This is a genomic window from Ketobacter sp. (genome assembly GCF_003671495.1).
In the GTDB taxonomy this organism is placed as follows: Bacteria; Pseudomonadota; Gammaproteobacteria; order Pseudomonadales; family Ketobacteraceae; genus Ketobacter.
The window spans coordinates 370,708-387,486 of the sequence record NZ_RCHN01000023.1; the positions used below are offsets into that span (position 1 = coordinate 370,708).

At 55.4% G+C, this 16,779-nt stretch carries 14 protein-coding genes; 6 read left to right on the top strand and 8 right to left on the bottom strand.

The genetic code is table 11. The features are described 5' to 3' along the window. The first annotated feature begins 8 nt into the window (after window positions 1-8). The 3 genes from astA to D9N14_RS13440 are packed head-to-tail and all read left to right on the top strand — an operon-like array spanning window position 9 to window position 3,856. Window positions 9-1,040 (top strand): arginine N-succinyltransferase, encoded by a 1,032-nt coding sequence (astA, locus tag D9N14_RS13430; RefSeq protein ID WP_290580491.1) that lies wholly within the window; start codon window positions 9-11, stop codon window positions 1,038-1,040. Further along, complete coding sequence (gene astD / locus D9N14_RS13435; protein WP_290580493.1) at window positions 1,033-2,508, top strand: succinylglutamate-semialdehyde dehydrogenase; 1,476 nt, start codon at window positions 1,033-1,035, stop codon at window positions 2,506-2,508. The genes astA and astD overlap by 8 nt, the downstream gene beginning before the upstream one ends. Next, window positions 2,495-3,856 carry an N-succinylarginine dihydrolase gene (locus tag D9N14_RS13440; protein ID WP_290580495.1) on the top strand — a complete coding sequence of 454 codons (1,362 nt, stop codon included), beginning with the start codon at window positions 2,495-2,497 and terminating at the stop codon, window positions 3,854-3,856. Before astD ends, D9N14_RS13440 begins: the two co-directional genes overlap by 14 nt. Here the strand turns inward: D9N14_RS13440 and D9N14_RS13445 are convergent. Continuing rightward, entirely contained in the window at window positions 3,836-4,780 is a 945-nt protein-coding gene (locus D9N14_RS13445) for a succinylglutamate desuccinylase (protein WP_290580497.1), read from the bottom strand. The two genes, D9N14_RS13440 and D9N14_RS13445, sit on opposite strands and share 21 nt — an antisense overlap. Window positions 4,781-4,968: 188 nt before the next feature. On the opposite strand from D9N14_RS13445, the gene D9N14_RS13450 reads away from it, so the two are divergent. Further along, window positions 4,969-6,663 (top strand): FimV family protein, encoded by a 1,695-nt coding sequence (locus D9N14_RS13450; RefSeq protein WP_290580499.1) that lies wholly within the window; start codon window positions 4,969-4,971, stop codon window positions 6,661-6,663. A 10-nt stretch (window positions 6,664-6,673) separates the two neighbouring features. Here D9N14_RS13450 and D9N14_RS13455 read toward each other — a convergent pair whose 3' ends face one another. Next, window positions 6,674-9,376, bottom strand: coding sequence for a LuxR C-terminal-related transcriptional regulator (locus D9N14_RS13455; RefSeq protein WP_290580501.1), 2,703 nt, complete (start codon window positions 9,374-9,376; stop codon window positions 6,674-6,676). A 510-nt stretch (window positions 9,377-9,886) separates the two neighbouring features. On the opposite strand from D9N14_RS13455, the gene D9N14_RS13460 reads away from it, so the two are divergent. Further along, on the top strand, window positions 9,887-11,647 hold the full coding sequence (locus D9N14_RS13460; RefSeq protein WP_290580503.1) for a peroxidase family protein: 1,761 nt from the start codon (window positions 9,887-9,889) through the stop codon (window positions 11,645-11,647). A gap of 94 nt (window positions 11,648-11,741) precedes the next feature. Here D9N14_RS13460 and D9N14_RS13465 read toward each other — a convergent pair whose 3' ends face one another. From D9N14_RS13465 to D9N14_RS13480, 4 genes are all read right to left on the bottom strand, one after another. Then, window positions 11,742-11,915 (bottom strand): hypothetical protein, encoded by a 174-nt coding sequence (locus D9N14_RS13465; protein WP_290580505.1) that lies wholly within the window; start codon window positions 11,913-11,915, stop codon window positions 11,742-11,744. A gap of 199 nt (window positions 11,916-12,114) precedes the next feature. Then, window positions 12,115-12,948 (bottom strand): SGNH/GDSL hydrolase family protein, encoded by an 834-nt coding sequence (locus tag D9N14_RS13470; RefSeq protein WP_290580507.1) that lies wholly within the window; start codon window positions 12,946-12,948, stop codon window positions 12,115-12,117. Between the two features lie 269 nt (window positions 12,949-13,217). Beyond that, window positions 13,218-13,427 carry a cold-shock protein gene (locus D9N14_RS13475; protein ID WP_290580509.1) on the bottom strand — a complete coding sequence of 70 codons (210 nt, stop codon included), beginning with the start codon at window positions 13,425-13,427 and terminating at the stop codon, window positions 13,218-13,220. Window positions 13,428-13,738: 311 nt separating this feature from the next. Further along, entirely contained in the window at window positions 13,739-14,119 is a 381-nt protein-coding gene (locus D9N14_RS13480; RefSeq protein WP_290580511.1) for a hypothetical protein, read from the bottom strand. A gap of 238 nt (window positions 14,120-14,357) precedes the next feature. Here D9N14_RS13480 and D9N14_RS13485 point away from each other — a divergent pair, with 238 nt between their 5' ends. Continuing rightward, window positions 14,358-15,125 carry an EAL domain-containing protein gene (locus D9N14_RS13485; RefSeq protein WP_290580513.1) on the top strand — a complete coding sequence of 256 codons (768 nt, stop codon included), beginning with the start codon at window positions 14,358-14,360 and terminating at the stop codon, window positions 15,123-15,125. Between the two features lie 277 nt (window positions 15,126-15,402). Here D9N14_RS13485 and D9N14_RS13490 read toward each other — a convergent pair whose 3' ends face one another. Together D9N14_RS13490 and D9N14_RS13495 are read right to left on the bottom strand one after the other, a co-directional pair. Next, complete coding sequence (locus tag D9N14_RS13490) at window positions 15,403-15,885, bottom strand: macro domain-containing protein (protein ID WP_290580515.1); 483 nt, start codon at window positions 15,883-15,885, stop codon at window positions 15,403-15,405. Window positions 15,886-15,999: 114 nt separating this feature from the next. Then, complete coding sequence (locus tag D9N14_RS13495) at window positions 16,000-16,644, bottom strand: hypothetical protein (RefSeq protein ID WP_290580517.1); 645 nt, start codon at window positions 16,642-16,644, stop codon at window positions 16,000-16,002. Window positions 16,645-16,779 lie beyond the last annotated feature (135 nt).

The window sequence follows — 16,779 nt, forward strand, 5'->3', positions numbered from 1 at the left end:
AGGAAGACATGCTGGTAGTTCGACTGGCACAACGCCAGGATCTCCAGGCCATAGTGGAATTGGCCCAGTCCACCGGCGGTGGTCTCACCAACCTGCCGCCGGATGAAGCCACTCTTTCCCGCAAACTCTCCCACGCGGTGACCACCCATCAGAACCTGACTGCCCACGGCGATGGCCTGTTCTGGTTTGTGCTGGAAGACACCGCCAGCAAAAAGCTGGTGGGAGTGTCCGGCATCGAATGCGCCATTGGCATGGACCAGGCCTGTTACACCTACCGGGTCAGTACCATTGTGCACGCCTCCAAAACCCTGGATGTCTATCACCAGTTTCCCACCCTGTTTCTTACCAGTGATCACAGTGGCGCCAGCGAATTGTGTTCCCTCTATCTGCATCCCCGGTTCCGCCACAGCAAGGCCGGGGCGCTGCTCTCCAAATGCCGCTTTTTATTTATGGCCCAATATCCGGAGTTGTTCGCCGATAAAGTGATTGCCGAGCTGCGGGGGTATCTGGATGAAGACGGCACCTCACCGTTTTGGGAAGGGTTGGGGCGGCATTTTTTTGATATGGAGTTTTCCCAGGCGGACTACTTAACGGCGCTGAACCAGAAGCAATTTATTGCCGAACTGATGCCGCGTTATCCGTTTTACACCCGCTTTCTGCCGGACTCGGCTCGGGCGGTGATCGGCAAGGTGCATCGCCAGACCGAACCGGCCCGCAAGCTGCTGGAACATGAAGGTTTTCGCTACGAAGGCTGCGTTGATATTTTTGATGCGGGGCCCACGTTGGAATGCTACGTCAACCGGGTACGGGCCATTCGCGACAGCTACCTGGCCAGCCGACTGCAGGTGGAGGCGTTGCAGGGTTACCCCCTGCTGGTGTGCAACCCCAATCGCACGGAGTTTCGCTGCAGTTTGCTGATGCCCGACAGCGCGGGGCGATTCCCGGTGGAGGTGGCTCAGTTGTGGTCCCTGCTGCAGTTGGCACCCACGGAAAAGGCCCGCTGCATTGTTCTGTATCGGGAGGCCAGTCAACATGAATAACGCGGTATGCATTGATCACCACTGGAGCAACGGCCAGGGGGCGGAATGGGCGTCCCGGGACCCGGTGGATGAACGGCTTGTATGGCAGGGGCGAGCGGCGTCCCGCGAACAGGTGGACAGTGCGGTGGAGTCTGCCCGTCGCGCCTTTGAGGGCTGGTCATCGTTGGCACTGGAGCAACGGCTGCAATACCTGCATCGCTATGTGGCCCGTTTGCAGGAACAAGCGGAAGCCCTGGCTCTGTTGATCAGTCGCGAAAGCGGCAAAGCCCTGTGGGATGCCCGCACCGAGGTGGCGGCCATGGTGGGCAAAGTGGCGATTTCCATTCGGGCGCATGAAGAGCGCACCGGCCGTCATTGCAAAACCACCGCCCAGGGTGAATTGCTGATTCGCCACAAACCCCACGGTGTGCTGGCGGTGTTCGGGCCCTTTAATTTCCCCGGGCATTTGCCCAACGGGCACATTGTGCCGGCATTGATTGCCGGTAATACGGTGGTGTTCAAACCCAGTGAGCTGACGCCGGCGGTGGCCTGCGCCATGGTGGAGATCTGGAACGCCGTGGGTTTGCCGCCGGGAGTGCTGAACCTGGTGTGCGGTGACAAGGCCACCGGCGCCGCGCTGGTGGAACACCCGCAGCTGGATGGCATTCTCTTCACCGGCAGTGCACAGACCGGGCGCTATCTGCATCAACAGTATGCAGGCCAACCCCATAAAGTGCTGGCGCTGGAAATGGGCGGCAACAACCCCCTGATTGTGGAGCCGGTTCAGGATATTTCAGCGGCGTTATTTGTGACGCTGTTTTCCGCCTTTGTGAGCAGTGGCCAGCGCTGCACCTGTGCCCGCCGCCTGCTGCTGCCGGCAACGGCCTGGGGCGATGACTTTCTGGCGCAACTGGTGTCCGCCTGTGGGCGCTTGACGGTGGCGCCGGGCCGCGCCGATCCGCAACCCTTCATGGGGGCGGTGGTCAGTGCCGACGCGGTGCAGCATCTGCAACATGGTCTGCAGCTGCTGCAGAATGTGGGTGGTCAGGTGCTGCTGGCACCCCGCCACCTGAACGCCAACGGCACCTTGATGACCCCGGTATTGCTGGACATGTCCCAGGCCCAGCAGAAGCTGGATGACGAACTGTTCGGCCCGGTGTTGCAGGTGTTTCGCTACCGCACATTGGAGGACGCCATCGTCCAGGCCAACGACACCCGCTTCGGTCTGGCCGCCGGCATCATCACCGATGAGCAGAGCCACTTCGAGCAGTTCTATCAGCGCATCCGGGCCGGTGTGGTGAACGGCAACAAACCCCTCACCGGTGCCAGCAGCGAAGCACCTTTCGGTGGCATCGGCGCCAGTGGCAACCACCAGCCCAGCGCGTATTACGCCGCGGATTATTGCGCCTATCCCACCGCTACGCTGCGTGACACTCAGGTAGCACTGCCGGGACAATTACCACCGGGGATGCAGCATGCGTTGGCGTGAGGTTAACTTCGACGGGCTGGTGGGCCCCACTCACAATTACGCCGGCCTGTCCTTCGGCAACCTGGCATCGGTCTCTCATCAGGGGGCAGTGTCCAATCCCCGCCAGGCAGCGTTACAGGGCCTCAGCAAAATGCGCTGGCTGATGGATCGCGGCTTTGTGCAGGGCGTGTTGCCGCCCCAGTTGCGCCCGAACCTGGCGGCCCTGCGTCAGTTGGGATTTCAGGGGCCGCCGCCAACGGTGTTGCGGCAGGCCTGGCAACAGGCACCGCAGATCTTCAGCATGTGCTGCTCGGCGTCTGCCATGTGGGTGGCCAATGCGGCCACCGTGTTTCCCTCCTGTGATCATGTGGTGTCTCAGTTTAAGCCCCAGTCCAAGCCAGAGGAACAGCCACGCTGTGTTGTGGTGCCCGCCAATCTGATCAGTCATTTTCACCGCAGTCAGGAGGTGGCGGCCACCTCGGCCCTGCTGCACTACGTGTTCGCTGACGCCCGCTATTTTCAGGTGCAATCGCCGCTGCCGGCGGTGAGTGCCTTTGGGGATGAAGGTGCGGCTAATCACATGCGCATCGGGCTGGGAGCAGAGCCGGCCCTGCATGTACTGGTGTACGGCAGCGACAGCCATGCCCCGGGCAATCCGAAAAAGTACCCCTCCCGCCAGACCCGCGAGGCCAGTGCCGCCCTGGCCCGGCTCAGCGGTCTGCACGAGGATCAGGTGATTCTGGTGAAGCAAAGTGCCGAGGCCATTGATGCGGGTGTGTTCCACAATGATGTCATTGCGGTGTCCCACGAGGGCCTGTTGCTGTGCCATGAAAAAGCCTTCCACAATCAGGACCAGGTGTTGCAGGAGCTGACCCGGCGGGGCGGTGATCCGTTGCGCATTGTGGAGGTCAAAGAGGCCGAGGTCAGCGTCACCAAGGCGGTCAGCACCTATTTGTTCAACAGCCAGTTGCTGGGGGAGGCAGGCCAGCGCACCCTGTTGTTGCCGGCAGAGTGCGAGCAGGATGCGGCGGTCAAAGACTATATTGAACACACCTTGAAAACCGCGCTGGATTTGCAGGAAATCGCCTATCTGGATCTGCAGCAGAGCATGCGTAATGGCGGCGGCCCCGCCTGTTTACGCCTGCGCATAACGCTCAGTGAGGTCGAACTGGGGGCGTTGCAGGGCAAACTGATTCTGGATGATGAACGGCATCAGCGGCTGGTGGATCTGGTGGCGCAGCGTTACCCGCAACAGATGCTGCCGGAGCAGTTGGCGGAGTGGGATTTCGCCCGTGAAATGCAGTCCATCGTGGAGGACATCTACCGGGTGTTGGAACTGCCGCTGGACTTACTGCAGCCGTTCCAATAACAGTCCGGCCCGCTGACCCAGGGCCACCTGACTGTTCAGGAACAGGCTGTAACGGGGTCCGGGCAGGCGAAACACACCCTCTCCAGGCTCGACCCCGTCGCAATAAAATGCCGTGCCCGCCGGGTGTTCGCTGAAGTTCGGTTCGGACTCCTCAATCAGAAAGCGGAACTGCTCCGTTCGGCGCACGATGGCTTCTGCCACCCGGTACTCTGTCATCTGGTGCTCTGTCATCTGGTGCTCCACCATCGGGTACTCGGGCAGCCTGGCGACGTCGCCGACGGCACCCGTGGACGCTTCCACCAGGCCTTGCAGCCACTGGGCGAGTGCAGTGTCGGTACTCTTGTCCGTGGCGTGGGAGCCGCATTCCAGCGTGAAACTGTCCGCATCAAAGCGATCGTGGCTGAACTGGGAGAAGGTATGGGCCCGCTGGGTTTGCCGCACCAGGGCGCCAACACCGGCCTGGCCCAGCGCCGCCGCCCAGGGCCGGCGATATTCGCGCCGGGTGACCGGCAGCAGGGCAAAGCGCTGGATGAGAGACGGTTTGATGGTGCTGTGCAGGTCCAGGTGCCAGTCGATGCCCTGGCACTGCTGCGCAAAGCGGGCACAGGCCTGTTCCAGTTGCCGGGCCCGCCGGGCTTCAATACTGTCCTCCCGGGGCGATCCAACCTGGGCCGCGCCGAACAGGCGATTCAGATTGAAGTCCACAAAACGCTGACGGTGGGCGATGGCTGCGGGGTTGCCGAAGATCAGCAACAGCGGGCGCGGGAGTTGGACGCGGTGCTTCCGCAGCCGATGCAACAGGGCGGCGCACGCGTCAATGGGGCCGGTTTCATCACCGTGAATGCCGCAGCTGACCATGATGCCGGCCCCGGCAGACCGGGTCTGCCCCGGAAAGTAATAGACCTGCTCACACCACTCTTCCATCGCCGCCGTGCTCCGGTTATGACTAAACGAAATATAGTCCAAAAGGTTCATTACGGTCATTCGGTCATATTGAGCCAAATATCCCACTCACGGCAAAAATCCCGCCAGATGGTCATAAATTAGCCGCCAATTTTGTGAATTGGTCTACAGTTTAACCATGGAGTTTCAGTAAGCATTCGGGATTGACCATGAGATACAAGGCGATGATGTTGGCCGGCCTGGCCCTGCAGGCCGGTGTTGTGAACGGCATGGGGTTGGGGCAGATGGATGTCCAGTCCTACTTGGGCTCACCCCTGCACGCGCAAATCGGATTGCTCTTCCCGGGGGATTACCAAACCTCGGAAATCCGGGTCAATCTTGCTCGACAGGATGTTTACAGCCGGTTTGATGCCCGCTATGTCGCCAGCCACGGGGACCTGCAGTTTGACGTGGTGACCCAGCCGGATGGCAGCAAAGCCATTCTGGTACGCTCCTCCAAGCGCATCGTTGAACCCTTTCTGGACATTGTGCTGGAGCTGAACTGGCCCACGGGCACCACCTATCGACGTTATAACCTGTTGCTGGACCCGCCCGGGTACGCCACCCGCTGGCGTGAACCGCAGCCGGCGCTGACCCCGGCACAGCCGCGGATGGGAGCAAGTGCGCGCCCGATGCCGGATGCTGGTACTGTTACCCGCACTGAAACCGTTCCCCGCGCGGACGTGACCCTGGAGGGCCGCTATCGGGTGCAGAGTGGGGATTCTTTGTGGAAGGTGGCGCGGGCTTTCCGTGAGCGCACCGGGCTGTCCACTCAGGCCACCATGGATGTGCTGTATCGCCACAACCCCCAGGCGTTCGTGAACGGAGATCGTAACCGGATCAAACTGGGGGCGTTGCTGTCAGTGCCTGCCGCTGCGGTCCCTCAATCGCACCAGCAGGACCCGGTGGCGAGTAATCCTTATCCGGCGGCGGCACCGTCGATTTCCTTCACTCCGGAAACCCCCGTGGCAAGCCCCATCAGCGACGTGGAACAGCTGCAAGCGCAACTGGCGGCACTGCAATCCGAGCGGGCGGAACTGGTGGCGTTCCAGCAACAGGTGCGCGCGGAAATGGCGCGGCTGGAGCAACAGCGGGAGCAAATGCAGTCCACCATCGCCCTGGCTCAACAGCGACAGCAGGAGATCGCCCAATCCGTCAACACCACTACGCCACCGCCATCATTGCGCGCGCAACCGTTGCCTGAGATGCAGCCCACCCAGGAACCTGTCCAGACACCAGCCCAGACAGCCACCCCGCTGGCGGTGGCCCAGGATCTGATTGGCAGCGAACCGCAGGCTGGTCATCAGCTGATTGAAAAATCCGGCTCTGGCTTCTGGTATTTACTGGGCCTGTTGCCCATGGGCGTGCTGATCGGGTTTGTTGGCCTGCGCTCACGCCGGGTGCAACAGATCAAACAAACTGAAACCCTGCGGGATGAGGATTTGTATGAACTGGTGTTCGGCACCAAGCGGGATCGCAGCCAATCCGATTCACCGGAGCAGTTGCAAAAAGCCATTCACCAGATCAAGGAAAAGGCCAGCCATCAGGAAGTGCTGAACAAGGAGTCGCAGCGCGCTGAAGAGGAAGCAAGTCACGACGATGTGAAGCAGATGATCGAGTTGTATCTGATGTACCATCAATACCAGCGCGCCCTGGCAGTGATTCACTCCGAGATCGCCAAGCGCCCCACCCGCAAAGACCTGCGCCTGTACCTGATGCAGGTGTTTGCCCAGACCCGGGATTGGGATGCCTTTGAGGAACAGATGGATGTGCTGCAGCGCATGGGCGATGCCGACCTGATCGAACAGGCCGAGCAGTTGCGCCAGGATTATATGCTGGAGCCATTACAGCGGGATGCCGGTTAGGGTGTAAGGATCAGCCCTCGCTGCTGCCGATCAGGGCGTGCTCCTGCGCTTTCACCACGGCCTCGGTGCGGTTCTTGGCCTGCAGCTTGCCAAAGATGTTCTGCAGATGCCACTTCACCGTGGTCAAGGCGATCTCCGAGCGGTTGGCGATGGTTTTATTGCACAACCCCTCCGCCAGTAATTTCAGAATCTCATATTCCTTATCCGTAAGCCCCAGCTTGCGGTAGTTCGCCAGCGACGTGCTGGCCTGCTGCTGCGACGCCAGCGAGGTCTCCGTGTTCACCCCGACCGTTTGCAAACAGGCGCGCACTTCCGAGATAAAACTGGGCACGATCTGGGCTTTAAAGCCTTGCTGTTGATCCACTGCCTGCCACAGGTCACACCAGCCAAAATCGTCATTGATCAGCGTGCGTAAAAAACGGGATTGTTGCGCCAGGCTCATGGCTTCATTCAAACTCTTGCTGGCTTCGTCCTGCTGCCCCAGTTTGAATTCGCACAGGGCTTTGATGCACGAGAACAGGGTACGGTAGCGGTTATCCATCAGGTTCAGGCTTTTGATCAGGCCTTTCACTGCGTAGATCAACGCCGAGGTGTGATTGCGTTGTTCCAGCAACACCAGAATATAACACTTGATCCAGTGCAGGCGTTCCTTATCGTGCTGGTGCTGGAACAGTGATTCCACACTAAGATGATCCATATCCAATTCGTATTCCGTCGCCGCGGGCAATACGGATTTGCCCTGGCGGCGCAGAATGCGCATGGTTTCAAAGCAGAGCACGGCATTGAGGCTGGTGTTCTCCCGGTGGCGCACCCGGGTTTTTATGCGCTCCATTTCCGCCTGTGCCGGCTCGATCTCCCCTTCGCTGATGTAGAGCCGGGTCAGTCCCACCTGGGCCACCACGCTCTCGTACTCCCACTCCGAATTGATCAACTCGGGAATGGCGCTCAGGTAGAGCGCCTTGGCTTCGGTCAGGTGATTGCTCTCATACAGAAAATCCGCCAGGGTGGATTGCAGCATGGCGATGGCGTGCCGCTGGACCGGTTCCTGCTCCCGGGGCTGGGTGGCCGGGTTACCCGGCTGCATCTGCTGCAGATCGGCGCGCACCTGCTCAATCACCTCGCGGGTGTTGCCCTCGTTGAAATCACAGCGCCACAGCAGGCACTTGGCGTGGCTGAGATGGCTGGGGTTCTGGTTGATGCGGTGAAAATGCATGGCCTTTTTCAACGCGTGCTTGGACAGGCTGGAGGCCCCCACCGCATGCAACATGTTGGTGTACTGGCTCAACACTTCACCCTGGAACAGGCTGTTCTTGTCCAGGCAGCCTTCCAATAGCGCGGAACGGGCATGGTAAGTGGGGCGCGGACGGGCGCCCACGGCCGCCAGTGCCCGCAGCACAAAGACATTATCGTCAATGTCGGCGGGTTGGCCTTCCACCCGGTCCAGCCAGCGGCAGGCATCCTCGATCCGCTTTTGCAGAATCAGCGCCCAGGCATAGTACAAGGCCAGGGAGGGGGCCGTGAGGCGATGCGGCTCCGGGATCAGTTCCACCAGGCGAATGATGGCGGCGGCGTTACGCTTTTCATACCAGATCCGACAGCGGGAAAGCAGAATCTCCTGGGACCAGGGCTTCTCGATGGAGCGGATCACGTGCTCAACGCATTGCGGGTTAACGTTGCGATCCGTCAACCAGGGTTCAGAACGTTTCAGGATGCGTGGCAACAGATCCCGATAACGATGCAACAGGCAATGGAAAAAGAACGGCTGCATCAGTTGCGACCAGACAAAATGCGGTTGCTCCGCGCCCTGATGGTCTTCACTGTGGCGGAACAACAGGGGCTTGTAATGCAGCAGCCAGTCCAGGGTGGCGTCCTCCGCCACACCGATCAGCTGCGAAGCCTGCTGCAGGTTAAAGTGGCCCATGATCGACAGGCTGGCCAGGCGCAGCACTTCCATCGGCTCCATGTACAGCAGCACATTGTCCTCGATCCATTCGCTCAGGTGCTGGCACTGCACCGCGCTTGACTCCGTGGCATGATCCAGCAGCAGCGTCAGCACTGCCGGGATGCCGTCGGATTTCTGCAGCAGGCGCTGGATTTTTTCCGGGGAGCAGGTGCCGGTACGTTGCAGGAGCAGGGTTTCCACTTCTGCAGCGGTCATACGCAGGTCATGCAGGTTAAGGCAGTGCAGCTGCTCGCTGCCGTACAGCTCCGTCGGTGGAACATTCTGCAGTGGAATAAAATCATCCACCGCCAGATAGAGTTTCAACAGGCCGTTCTGGCTGCGGCTGCTTTCCACCAGGTAATGAATGAGCGCGCTGTGCTGGCGGGTGTCCAGTCCATCCATCAACAGGTGCAGGCGGTTGGGTGTGGGGGGGTTACCGGGGCGATGCACCATGTCCACCAGGGAGGGGGTGCTGAAGTCGCCTCGGGTCGGGGTGCCGTGTTGTTGCAGATGTTCCTGCAGGCAGCGCAGTACATAGTCCAGCCCCTGGCCATCCGTCAGCCGGATCAGCAGCACCCGATGCTGGCCATGCTGTTGCACCAGTTGCTCGCGGAGCTGCTCCAGCAGCACGGATTTACCCATGCCTTTGGGCGCCCCGATCCACAGCACAGGGTGTGGTGATGCCAATACCTGCGCCGCCAGCCGTTGGCGCGGCAGGTGCTGGGGTAAGTCATTCGCCGCTGTTGCGGTCTTTTTATAAGTCGAGTTCATCGCAATATCTTTGGGTGCTACTTCAGACTAAGGGTCAAAAGTGAATGCCTGCGAGTGTTTCATTTTAGGGTGTCGATCTGCCCGTCACAATGCACGCTCCTGGTGAAGCCCCATACCAAGGGAGGGTGCACAAAAAGAAACTGATTTTAGACAGGATGCAGCCGTGGTCGCAAATTAACCTTGTATAAATCAGATGGGCGGGGCATTCCGGTCGTATCCGGCCAAATTTGCAATTGCCCACAATTTGGATGCGTATCGTTGCAAAGACTTACCGGTGGATAACATTACTCATTTGAATTAATGGGTTGATTAATTCCTGTGACTTATGTTGAGTTCTGGTCCCACCGGGATTGCCGAGCCCCTCCCATTTTGCGTCGAACCCGTTTGTCTCCCATACCTATGTACGGCGTCCGGCTTGAACAAACTGGATATGCTTTCAATCATGAGGGTACACGTCCGTATCTTTCAGCTGTTATCGATAGATAATTATAAAAACGACTTGGAGCAACTATGAACGTATATATGAAATGGTGGATCTTCGGACCGCTGATTGGATTGCTTACGCTTAGCCAAATACGGTGCGAACTGTTCGAGAACAACCTGTTCGATACCTATGCCGAAGGCGAGTGGCCGGTGGTGGCGTGTGAAGGCAGTGATTTGATCTACCGCTCCTACGACGGTCGTTGTAATGATCTGGACCTGCCCGCCATGGGGATGGCCGGCGTGCGCATGGGGCGCAACATCAACCCGGACGTTTCCTTCCCGGATGAGGCCAACCTGCTCAACCCCAATCCCCGCACCATCAGTAAAGAGTTGCTGACCCGGGAAAACGGCGTCAAGGAAGTTCCTTTCCTGAACTACCTGGCGGCCAACTGGATTCAGTTCATGATTCACGACTGGTTTGAGCACGGCCTGCGGGACCATGGCGACCGGATTCACGTGCCGGTGGACGGCGGCGATTCCCACAACAGCGGTGATGGCACCATGCCTGTGGGCCGCACCCCGGCCGACCCCAGCAAGAACCCTACCGACGGCCGTGCCCCCACCTTCATCAACGAAAACACCGCCTGGTGGGATGGTTCCCAGATCTACGGCAGCGACATGGAAACCAACCATCGCCTGCGCACCATGGTGGACGGCAAGATGCGCATGGAAAACGGCTTTTTGCCCATGGGGGACGATGGCCTGCCGGAAACCGGTTTCAACCGTAACTGGTGGGTTGGCCTGGAGATGATGCACACCCTGTGGGTGCGTGAGCACAATGCCATCGCCGACATGCTGAAGCAAAGTCATCCCAACTGGGGCGATGAGCGCCTGTTCCAGACCGCCCGCCTGATCAACGCCGCGCTGATGGCCAAAGTGCACACCGTGGACTGGACCCCCGCCATCCTCAAAAACTACACCCTGCGCGAAGCCATGTTCGCCAACTGGCGCGGTATCATGCCCTACTGGTTCCCCAAACTGGGCAACGAAGCCACCGACGGCATCATTGGCGGCCCGACCCAACTGGAAGGCGTGCCTTTCAGCCTGACGGAAGAATTCACGGCGGTATACCGCATGCACCCGCTGCTGCGGGACTACGTGGAAGTGCGTGACCACAACAACCACAGCGTGCGCCAGGTGAGCCCGCTGCAGGAGCATGCCCTGCAGGGCGGTGCCCAGGTGATGCGTCAGGAAGGCATGGCCAACATGTTCTACTCCTTTGGTCACACCCACCCCGGTTTGCTGGAACTGAACAACTTCCCCAGCTTCCTGCAGAACTTCCCGGCGGAACCCGGTGTTGCCATGACCGACCTGGGTGCCATCGACATCCTGCGTGATCGTGAGCGTGGCATTCCCCGCTATAACGAGTTCCGCCGCCAGATCGGTTTGAACCCCATCACCGATTTCACCGACATCACACCCGACGTGGCCCTGGCGGAAAAACTGCGTGACCTGTACAACGACGACATCGAAGCCATTGACGTGATGATCGGCTCCTACGCTGAAGGCTACCGCCCACCGGGTTACGGTTTTGGCGAGACCTCGTTCCAGATCTTCATTGCCATGGCCTCGCGCCGTTTGATGGCCGACCGCTTCTTCACCGAATCCTATACTCCGGAAATCTACTCAGCCGAGGGCCTGGACTGGATCGACGACAACAACTTCCGTACCGTGCTGTTGCGTCACTTCCCGGAATTCAGCGATGACCTGGCCAACGTGGGCAACCCCTTCTTCCCCTGGGATGAAGAGAACGAGTGGTTCCTGGAGGAGTATCGCGTACGCCGCTAAGGGCGACTGCTTGGATCAGGAAGAGACCATGAAAAGGCCCCGCCAGTGTGCGGGGCCTTTTTGTAGGCGGAGACGGCTTAAAACGGAATGGCCTTCAGCGAATCCACTTTCGGGCCAGTGGATAGCACAGAATGCCCAATACAAGCCATGTGCCCCCCAGATAGGCTAAAGCATTGTCCGGTGCTTTAAAATGCACGGCCATCGAGATGACCATAACCACAAAAATAATCCCAAAACTGATGATCAAGGATCCAATGATGTATTTCATGTTGGGTGCCCAGTAGAAGAATGTGGGTTGTTCGCCAGATTGCGTTCTACTGTCATGATAGATCAGTCTGCGCTTCACCGGTATCCGCAGCAATCAGACAAGCGACTGGGGTAATTACCCCATATGTTTCCACAAGCGCGGGTGCTGTTCACTCTTCATATCCAGGTCGCTGTCATTGGGCCGGGTTGCACCACCGGCTTTAATGGTGCCTCTGGTCTCGGTAAATGGCGCGCAGAAAGTGGAATGCCGCCCGCATCGCGGTGGCTTCATCCGGATGAATACCGTCGCCACCGTGGGTAAAGTGACCCCAGGCGTTGACCAATATGGCGCCGGGCAGCTCCTGACGGATTCTGGCGGCATACAGCTCACCAAAAGCATCGTATTGCTCATTGGTCATAGCCCAGCTGAGCCCCGAAAGCTGGGCGAACAACGGCAGATCAAGATCCTCTGCGCTGGCAAACCTGGCGTACACTGGTTTCATGCCCAGATCCAGCACCTCTTGCCCCACGGCAATCAAGCGGTCCAGGGAGGCGTGTTGCTCCGCCAGGGAGCAGGGGCTGGTCAGCGCCTGGTCGATGCCAAACGAATCAGAGTGCAGGCAATCGTTGCTAAGACTGATGATGACGTAATCCGCATTGTAACCGGCCGGACCATTCGCATCGAAAAGGGTTACCCGCCGTAACGCGCGTTGCAGTTGGGTGGAATAGCTGTCCCAAGTGGCCGTACCACACACCGGGTTGCAGGTGACCCGGCTGAAGGTGGTGGCGCCGCCCTGGCCTTCATTGCGTACCTTGGCTCCGAAACGTGTCAGCGCCATGCCCAGGTCGACATAGTCACCGGCTCCCACCGAAATACCCTGCAACGGGCCCTGCAAATCCTGCTGCAACGGTGTATTGCCATTGGCATAGGAGGCACCGATCAGGATCAGCGGTTTATCCGGCACCAGGGCATGCTGGAAAGCATAGGTGGTACTGGCGAATAGGGCGGCGATGAGTAAAACACAATGTCGAACGAAACGAGTCTTCCGATTCATGTTGGATTCTCCCTGAGCATTCTATAAGCGACTGCATCTAAACGATGTCAGTTCAGTTATGGGGGCATTTAGTGAGCGTATTGCGCTGCACAAACGTCTATTGTGTAAAAAGTAGACATTTCAGTAATAGCACACAAATTGGCACTTGGCACAATTCTGGGTAACGGATTTGGCTAGGGGCGGGGGGGTATCGTTGTTTGAATTTTTGTATTTCAGGCATGAAAAAAGGCAAGCCATGACAGCTTGCCCTTTTCAGAATTAACGCACTACTAGATGGCTACAATGTTCTCGGCCTGCGGACCTTTTTGGCCTTGAGTCACAGTAAACTCAACCTGTTGGCCTTCAGTCAGCGTTTTAAAACCAGAACTTACGATAGCACTATAGTGTGCAAAAACGTCTGGACCCGATTTTTGCTCAATGAAGCCAAAACCTTTAGATTCATTGAACCATTTTACTGTACCAGTAGATTTATTAGACATGCTAAATATCCTGTATATAAAAATTATGGGTATGCCTTCGTAAGGCACGAATAAGCGGGAAATGAAGGCTGAAATTTAGAAACTACAGGACGAAGAACTACAAAGAATGCGACGTAATGGAGGTTATAAAAAATCGACTTACTTTCAAGCTGTGCCAACAGTATAGACTGCCTGTGGCAAAGTCAACTGCTTTTTCAGGTAGTGCCTGAAATCCTTTCCTGAACGCTTTGGTCAGGGATAATCCAGAGCGGAAATGGGCATGACCACCAGCCCAACCACCAGCCCAGCCCCCACAGTCGCTCGTTAGGCGACTATTGATTATGGATGCCTTTATAGATCAGAACGAATCCAGAGAATACCAGCAGTACAGTGGCAACCCAATCAACGAGCACCACCCTGGAAATGAGCTCATTCGGTTTGCCAATTACCCACGACAGATAAATGAAGCTAGACGTACTTACTATACCTGCCACAACTGCCATCGGCTGATACGACTTGTTGAACGCAGCGAGAATCATAAAGGCACCCAGTAATGAAAACAAAATAGCCCGGTGCCTTAGCAGAAGCTCTAGATCAAAATCCGGTGGAGCAACACCGTACAATTCAACCAGGTGATCAGAACCTAAAGCACCTTTTAACGGTAAAAGGTGGACGATGCCCACAACGATAAGTACGACGGATATTGCGTTCATGGTACCACCCTATACTTGTGACCATTAAAGGGTAATACGTCTACTAACCCAGGCAACTACCTGTAAGGTAATATTGTTGGTGTCGGGTTTTCATGGGGAGCGTGATGTTCGAGGCCAGTGGATATCAACTTTTCTACGATGAAAAACGCAATCGCGTGAATATGGAGGCAAATTTTTTGAAGCCTCCTATACTTTATTTACGCTGCTATCTTTAACTATCACGCTTTACATCCACGACATGAGTAAACCACTCGACTTTAGGAAGCTTTCCTGTAAACAATGCCAGGAAAATACAATACTGGATTTTGACTTCACCATGGCGTTCCAACCGATTGTCAGTACTCGTCAAAAGGTCGCTGTTGGGCACGAAGCGTTAGTAAGGGGGTTGGGTAATGAGTCTGCATTTAGTGTCTTAAGCCGAGTAAATGCCGACAATCGTTACCGTTTTGATCAACTTTGTCGGGTGAAGGCGATTTCTTTGGCTTCCACCTTAAACATGCAAACCTATCTCAGTATCAACTTTCTGCCAAATGCCATATATCGACCAGAGCTATGCATTCGAACGACGCTGGAAGCGGCAGAAAACTATGGTTTTCCTGTGGAACGAATTTGCTTTGAATTAGTGGAATCGGAACACGTTTCGGACAGCCAGCACCTTTTGAGTATCATGAGCTATTACAAGCGAACTCAGTTCAAGGTTGCTATTGACGATTTTGGTGCTGGATTTTCAGGATTAAATCTCTTAGCCGATATTCAACCGGATATTCTTAAGTTTGATAGAGAACTCATTCGTAACGTGGATACAGATTCTAGGCGCAGAAAGATCATCTACCATCAAGTCAACATGTGTCGCGACTTGGGAATAGAACCTTTGGCAGAGGGCGTTGAAACCCGGGAAGAATTGGATGTCCTCATGGACATGGGCGTTGATCTAATGCAGGGGTACTGGTTCGCGAAGCCTGCTTTTGAATCCTTGCCGGCGATCCCTGCTGAGAAGTTTCTCTAAAAAAAGAACACCAGCAATACTTAAAGAAAGTATTGCTACATTAAATAAATTAAAAGCAGTGGCTTCCCATGCACCCCTTAGTTAAACCCAGCCTTGTGTATTGAATTGACAAAATACCAAAATATGGTATCTAGCGGTATTCGTTAAATTCATTGGTATACCCCATGGCTGTACTCGCCCATCATCTGACGAGTTACCGAGTATTTCTTTCACCTTGTTCTCAGAATCAGTGCTCATTGCTTCCCTTGCAGCGCTTGTTAGCACTTTGAACCCCTACTTAACCTAAAACCGACTTCAATTCGTATACATAATCAATGCTATTACAAACGACCCTTAATTCCGTTAGGTCCGTATCCCGATATTCACTGACTACCGAAGCTAGGATTTTAGCAAAGTGCTGATGTGTAAGATCTCCATAACCACAACCCAAAGCACTTGTTGCGATTACCGAAACACCATATGTTTGATCACAAATGTCCAAAGCATCTGCTAGAACACTACGCACTATTTCAGGATCTGTATAATACATATCGTCGGTAGCGACAGTATGGATCAGTAGTCTCCATGGCATAGCTTCGGTTCTACAATTTATTACGAAACCAGGTTCAATCTTGCCAATTACCTGATCCCTAGCCGATTGAATTAACCTTTCCTGGATTTTCCCACCAAATCTCTCGATGAGTGATTTACCAACACCACCACTCAAGTTCAAGTGAGCATTCGTAGAATAGATTAACGCATCTACTCTTTGATCTAACATGTCTCCATGCACTACTTTTATTTGAAGCATATGACCAATCTGATTTTGTGCTAACGCCGCAAGAAGGGGCAATTGTGAAGCGCAGCGTAACAATTGTCCCGCTTGCTTGCTTTGTTAGGCATTTGATAGCTCATAAATTACTACCTTGGGAAGAGGGAGAGCAAGTACCTTTTTGCCCCAGGGAAAACCAATTTCTAGTGTTTCTTCACTTGGCATTTTTTCATGCAAAAAAGGGTCGCCTGCTTTTTCAGGAGGCTTCCAATTTGCATCAGGGACCAACCTTACAACACAATTGTTTAGTTTAAGATTTTTTAAGTCGAGGATATTTATTTCACAAAACTCAAAATACCCTTTACACAATTCGTCATCTTCAATATCTCCATCTTCCCAAGGAAGCCACCATTCTGTGCAAGACCTTGGAATCGCTTGAACAAATGTTGTTTCATTAGGACTGAAACAATAGCTTGCTGCTTCACCGAAAAAATATTCTGATTCATATAGAGCCTTCAACTGATTCCCTATTTCGAAAATGCTGAATGCTTCTTCACTTTGACCTGAATAGTATGCAAAAACTAGTTTGGTTTTAGTGGGAGATAAATGAATAGATCCACCACCGAAACCTGCAGATGGATATCCAAGCGTGTGGGAATCTATAACATTCCCATTAAAAATTAAGTTAATAGATAACTCGGTCGCATTAAGCTCGATGGTTTTTCCATCATCTAGCGTGACCGTCTTACATTCGTCGAATGAATCCATGCTGAGTGTCGTGCTTAAATTCCAATTCTAAACGCACCGTCCTGTTCAATCGACTATGTAAGAACGGCCAACTGCCTTATTCTTAAATGCGCCAACAATTAAAAATATCTCATATGCCATATTTAAGGATACGAC

Bases quoted from the DNA above. Each gene is read 5' to 3' on its own strand.
- D9N14_RS13455 (WP_290580501.1), bottom strand. From the start codon at position 9,376: ATGAACTCGACTTATAAAAAGACCGCAACAGCGGCGAATGACTTACCC.
- D9N14_RS13445 (WP_290580497.1), bottom strand. From the start codon at position 4,780: ATGGAAGAGTGGTGTGAGCAGGTCTATTACTTTCCGGGGCAGACCCGG.
- D9N14_RS13470 (WP_290580507.1), bottom strand. From the start codon at position 12,948: ATGAATCGGAAGACTCGTTTCGTTCGACATTGTGTTTTACTCATCGCC.
- D9N14_RS13495 (WP_290580517.1), bottom strand. From the start codon at position 16,644: ATGGATTCATTCGACGAATGTAAGACGGTCACGCTAGATGATGGAAAA.
- D9N14_RS13460 (WP_290580503.1), top strand. From the start codon at position 9,887: ATGAACGTATATATGAAATGGTGGATCTTCGGACCGCTGATTGGATTG.
- astA (WP_290580491.1), top strand. From the start codon at position 9: ATGCTGGTAGTTCGACTGGCACAACGCCAGGATCTCCAGGCCATAGTG.
- D9N14_RS13465 (WP_290580505.1), bottom strand. From the start codon at position 11,915: ATGAAATACATCATTGGATCCTTGATCATCAGTTTTGGGATTATTTTT.
- D9N14_RS13490 (WP_290580515.1), bottom strand. From the start codon at position 15,885: ATGTTAGATCAAAGAGTAGATGCGTTAATCTATTCTACGAATGCTCAC.
- D9N14_RS13485 (WP_290580513.1), top strand. From the start codon at position 14,358: ATGAGTAAACCACTCGACTTTAGGAAGCTTTCCTGTAAACAATGCCAG.
- D9N14_RS13450 (WP_290580499.1), top strand. From the start codon at position 4,969: ATGAGATACAAGGCGATGATGTTGGCCGGCCTGGCCCTGCAGGCCGGT.
- D9N14_RS13440 (WP_290580495.1), top strand. From the start codon at position 2,495: ATGCGTTGGCGTGAGGTTAACTTCGACGGGCTGGTGGGCCCCACTCAC.
- D9N14_RS13480 (WP_290580511.1), bottom strand. From the start codon at position 14,119: ATGAACGCAATATCCGTCGTACTTATCGTTGTGGGCATCGTCCACCTT.
- D9N14_RS13475 (WP_290580509.1), bottom strand. From the start codon at position 13,427: ATGTCTAATAAATCTACTGGTACAGTAAAATGGTTCAATGAATCTAAA.
- astD (WP_290580493.1), top strand. From the start codon at position 1,033: ATGAATAACGCGGTATGCATTGATCACCACTGGAGCAACGGCCAGGGG.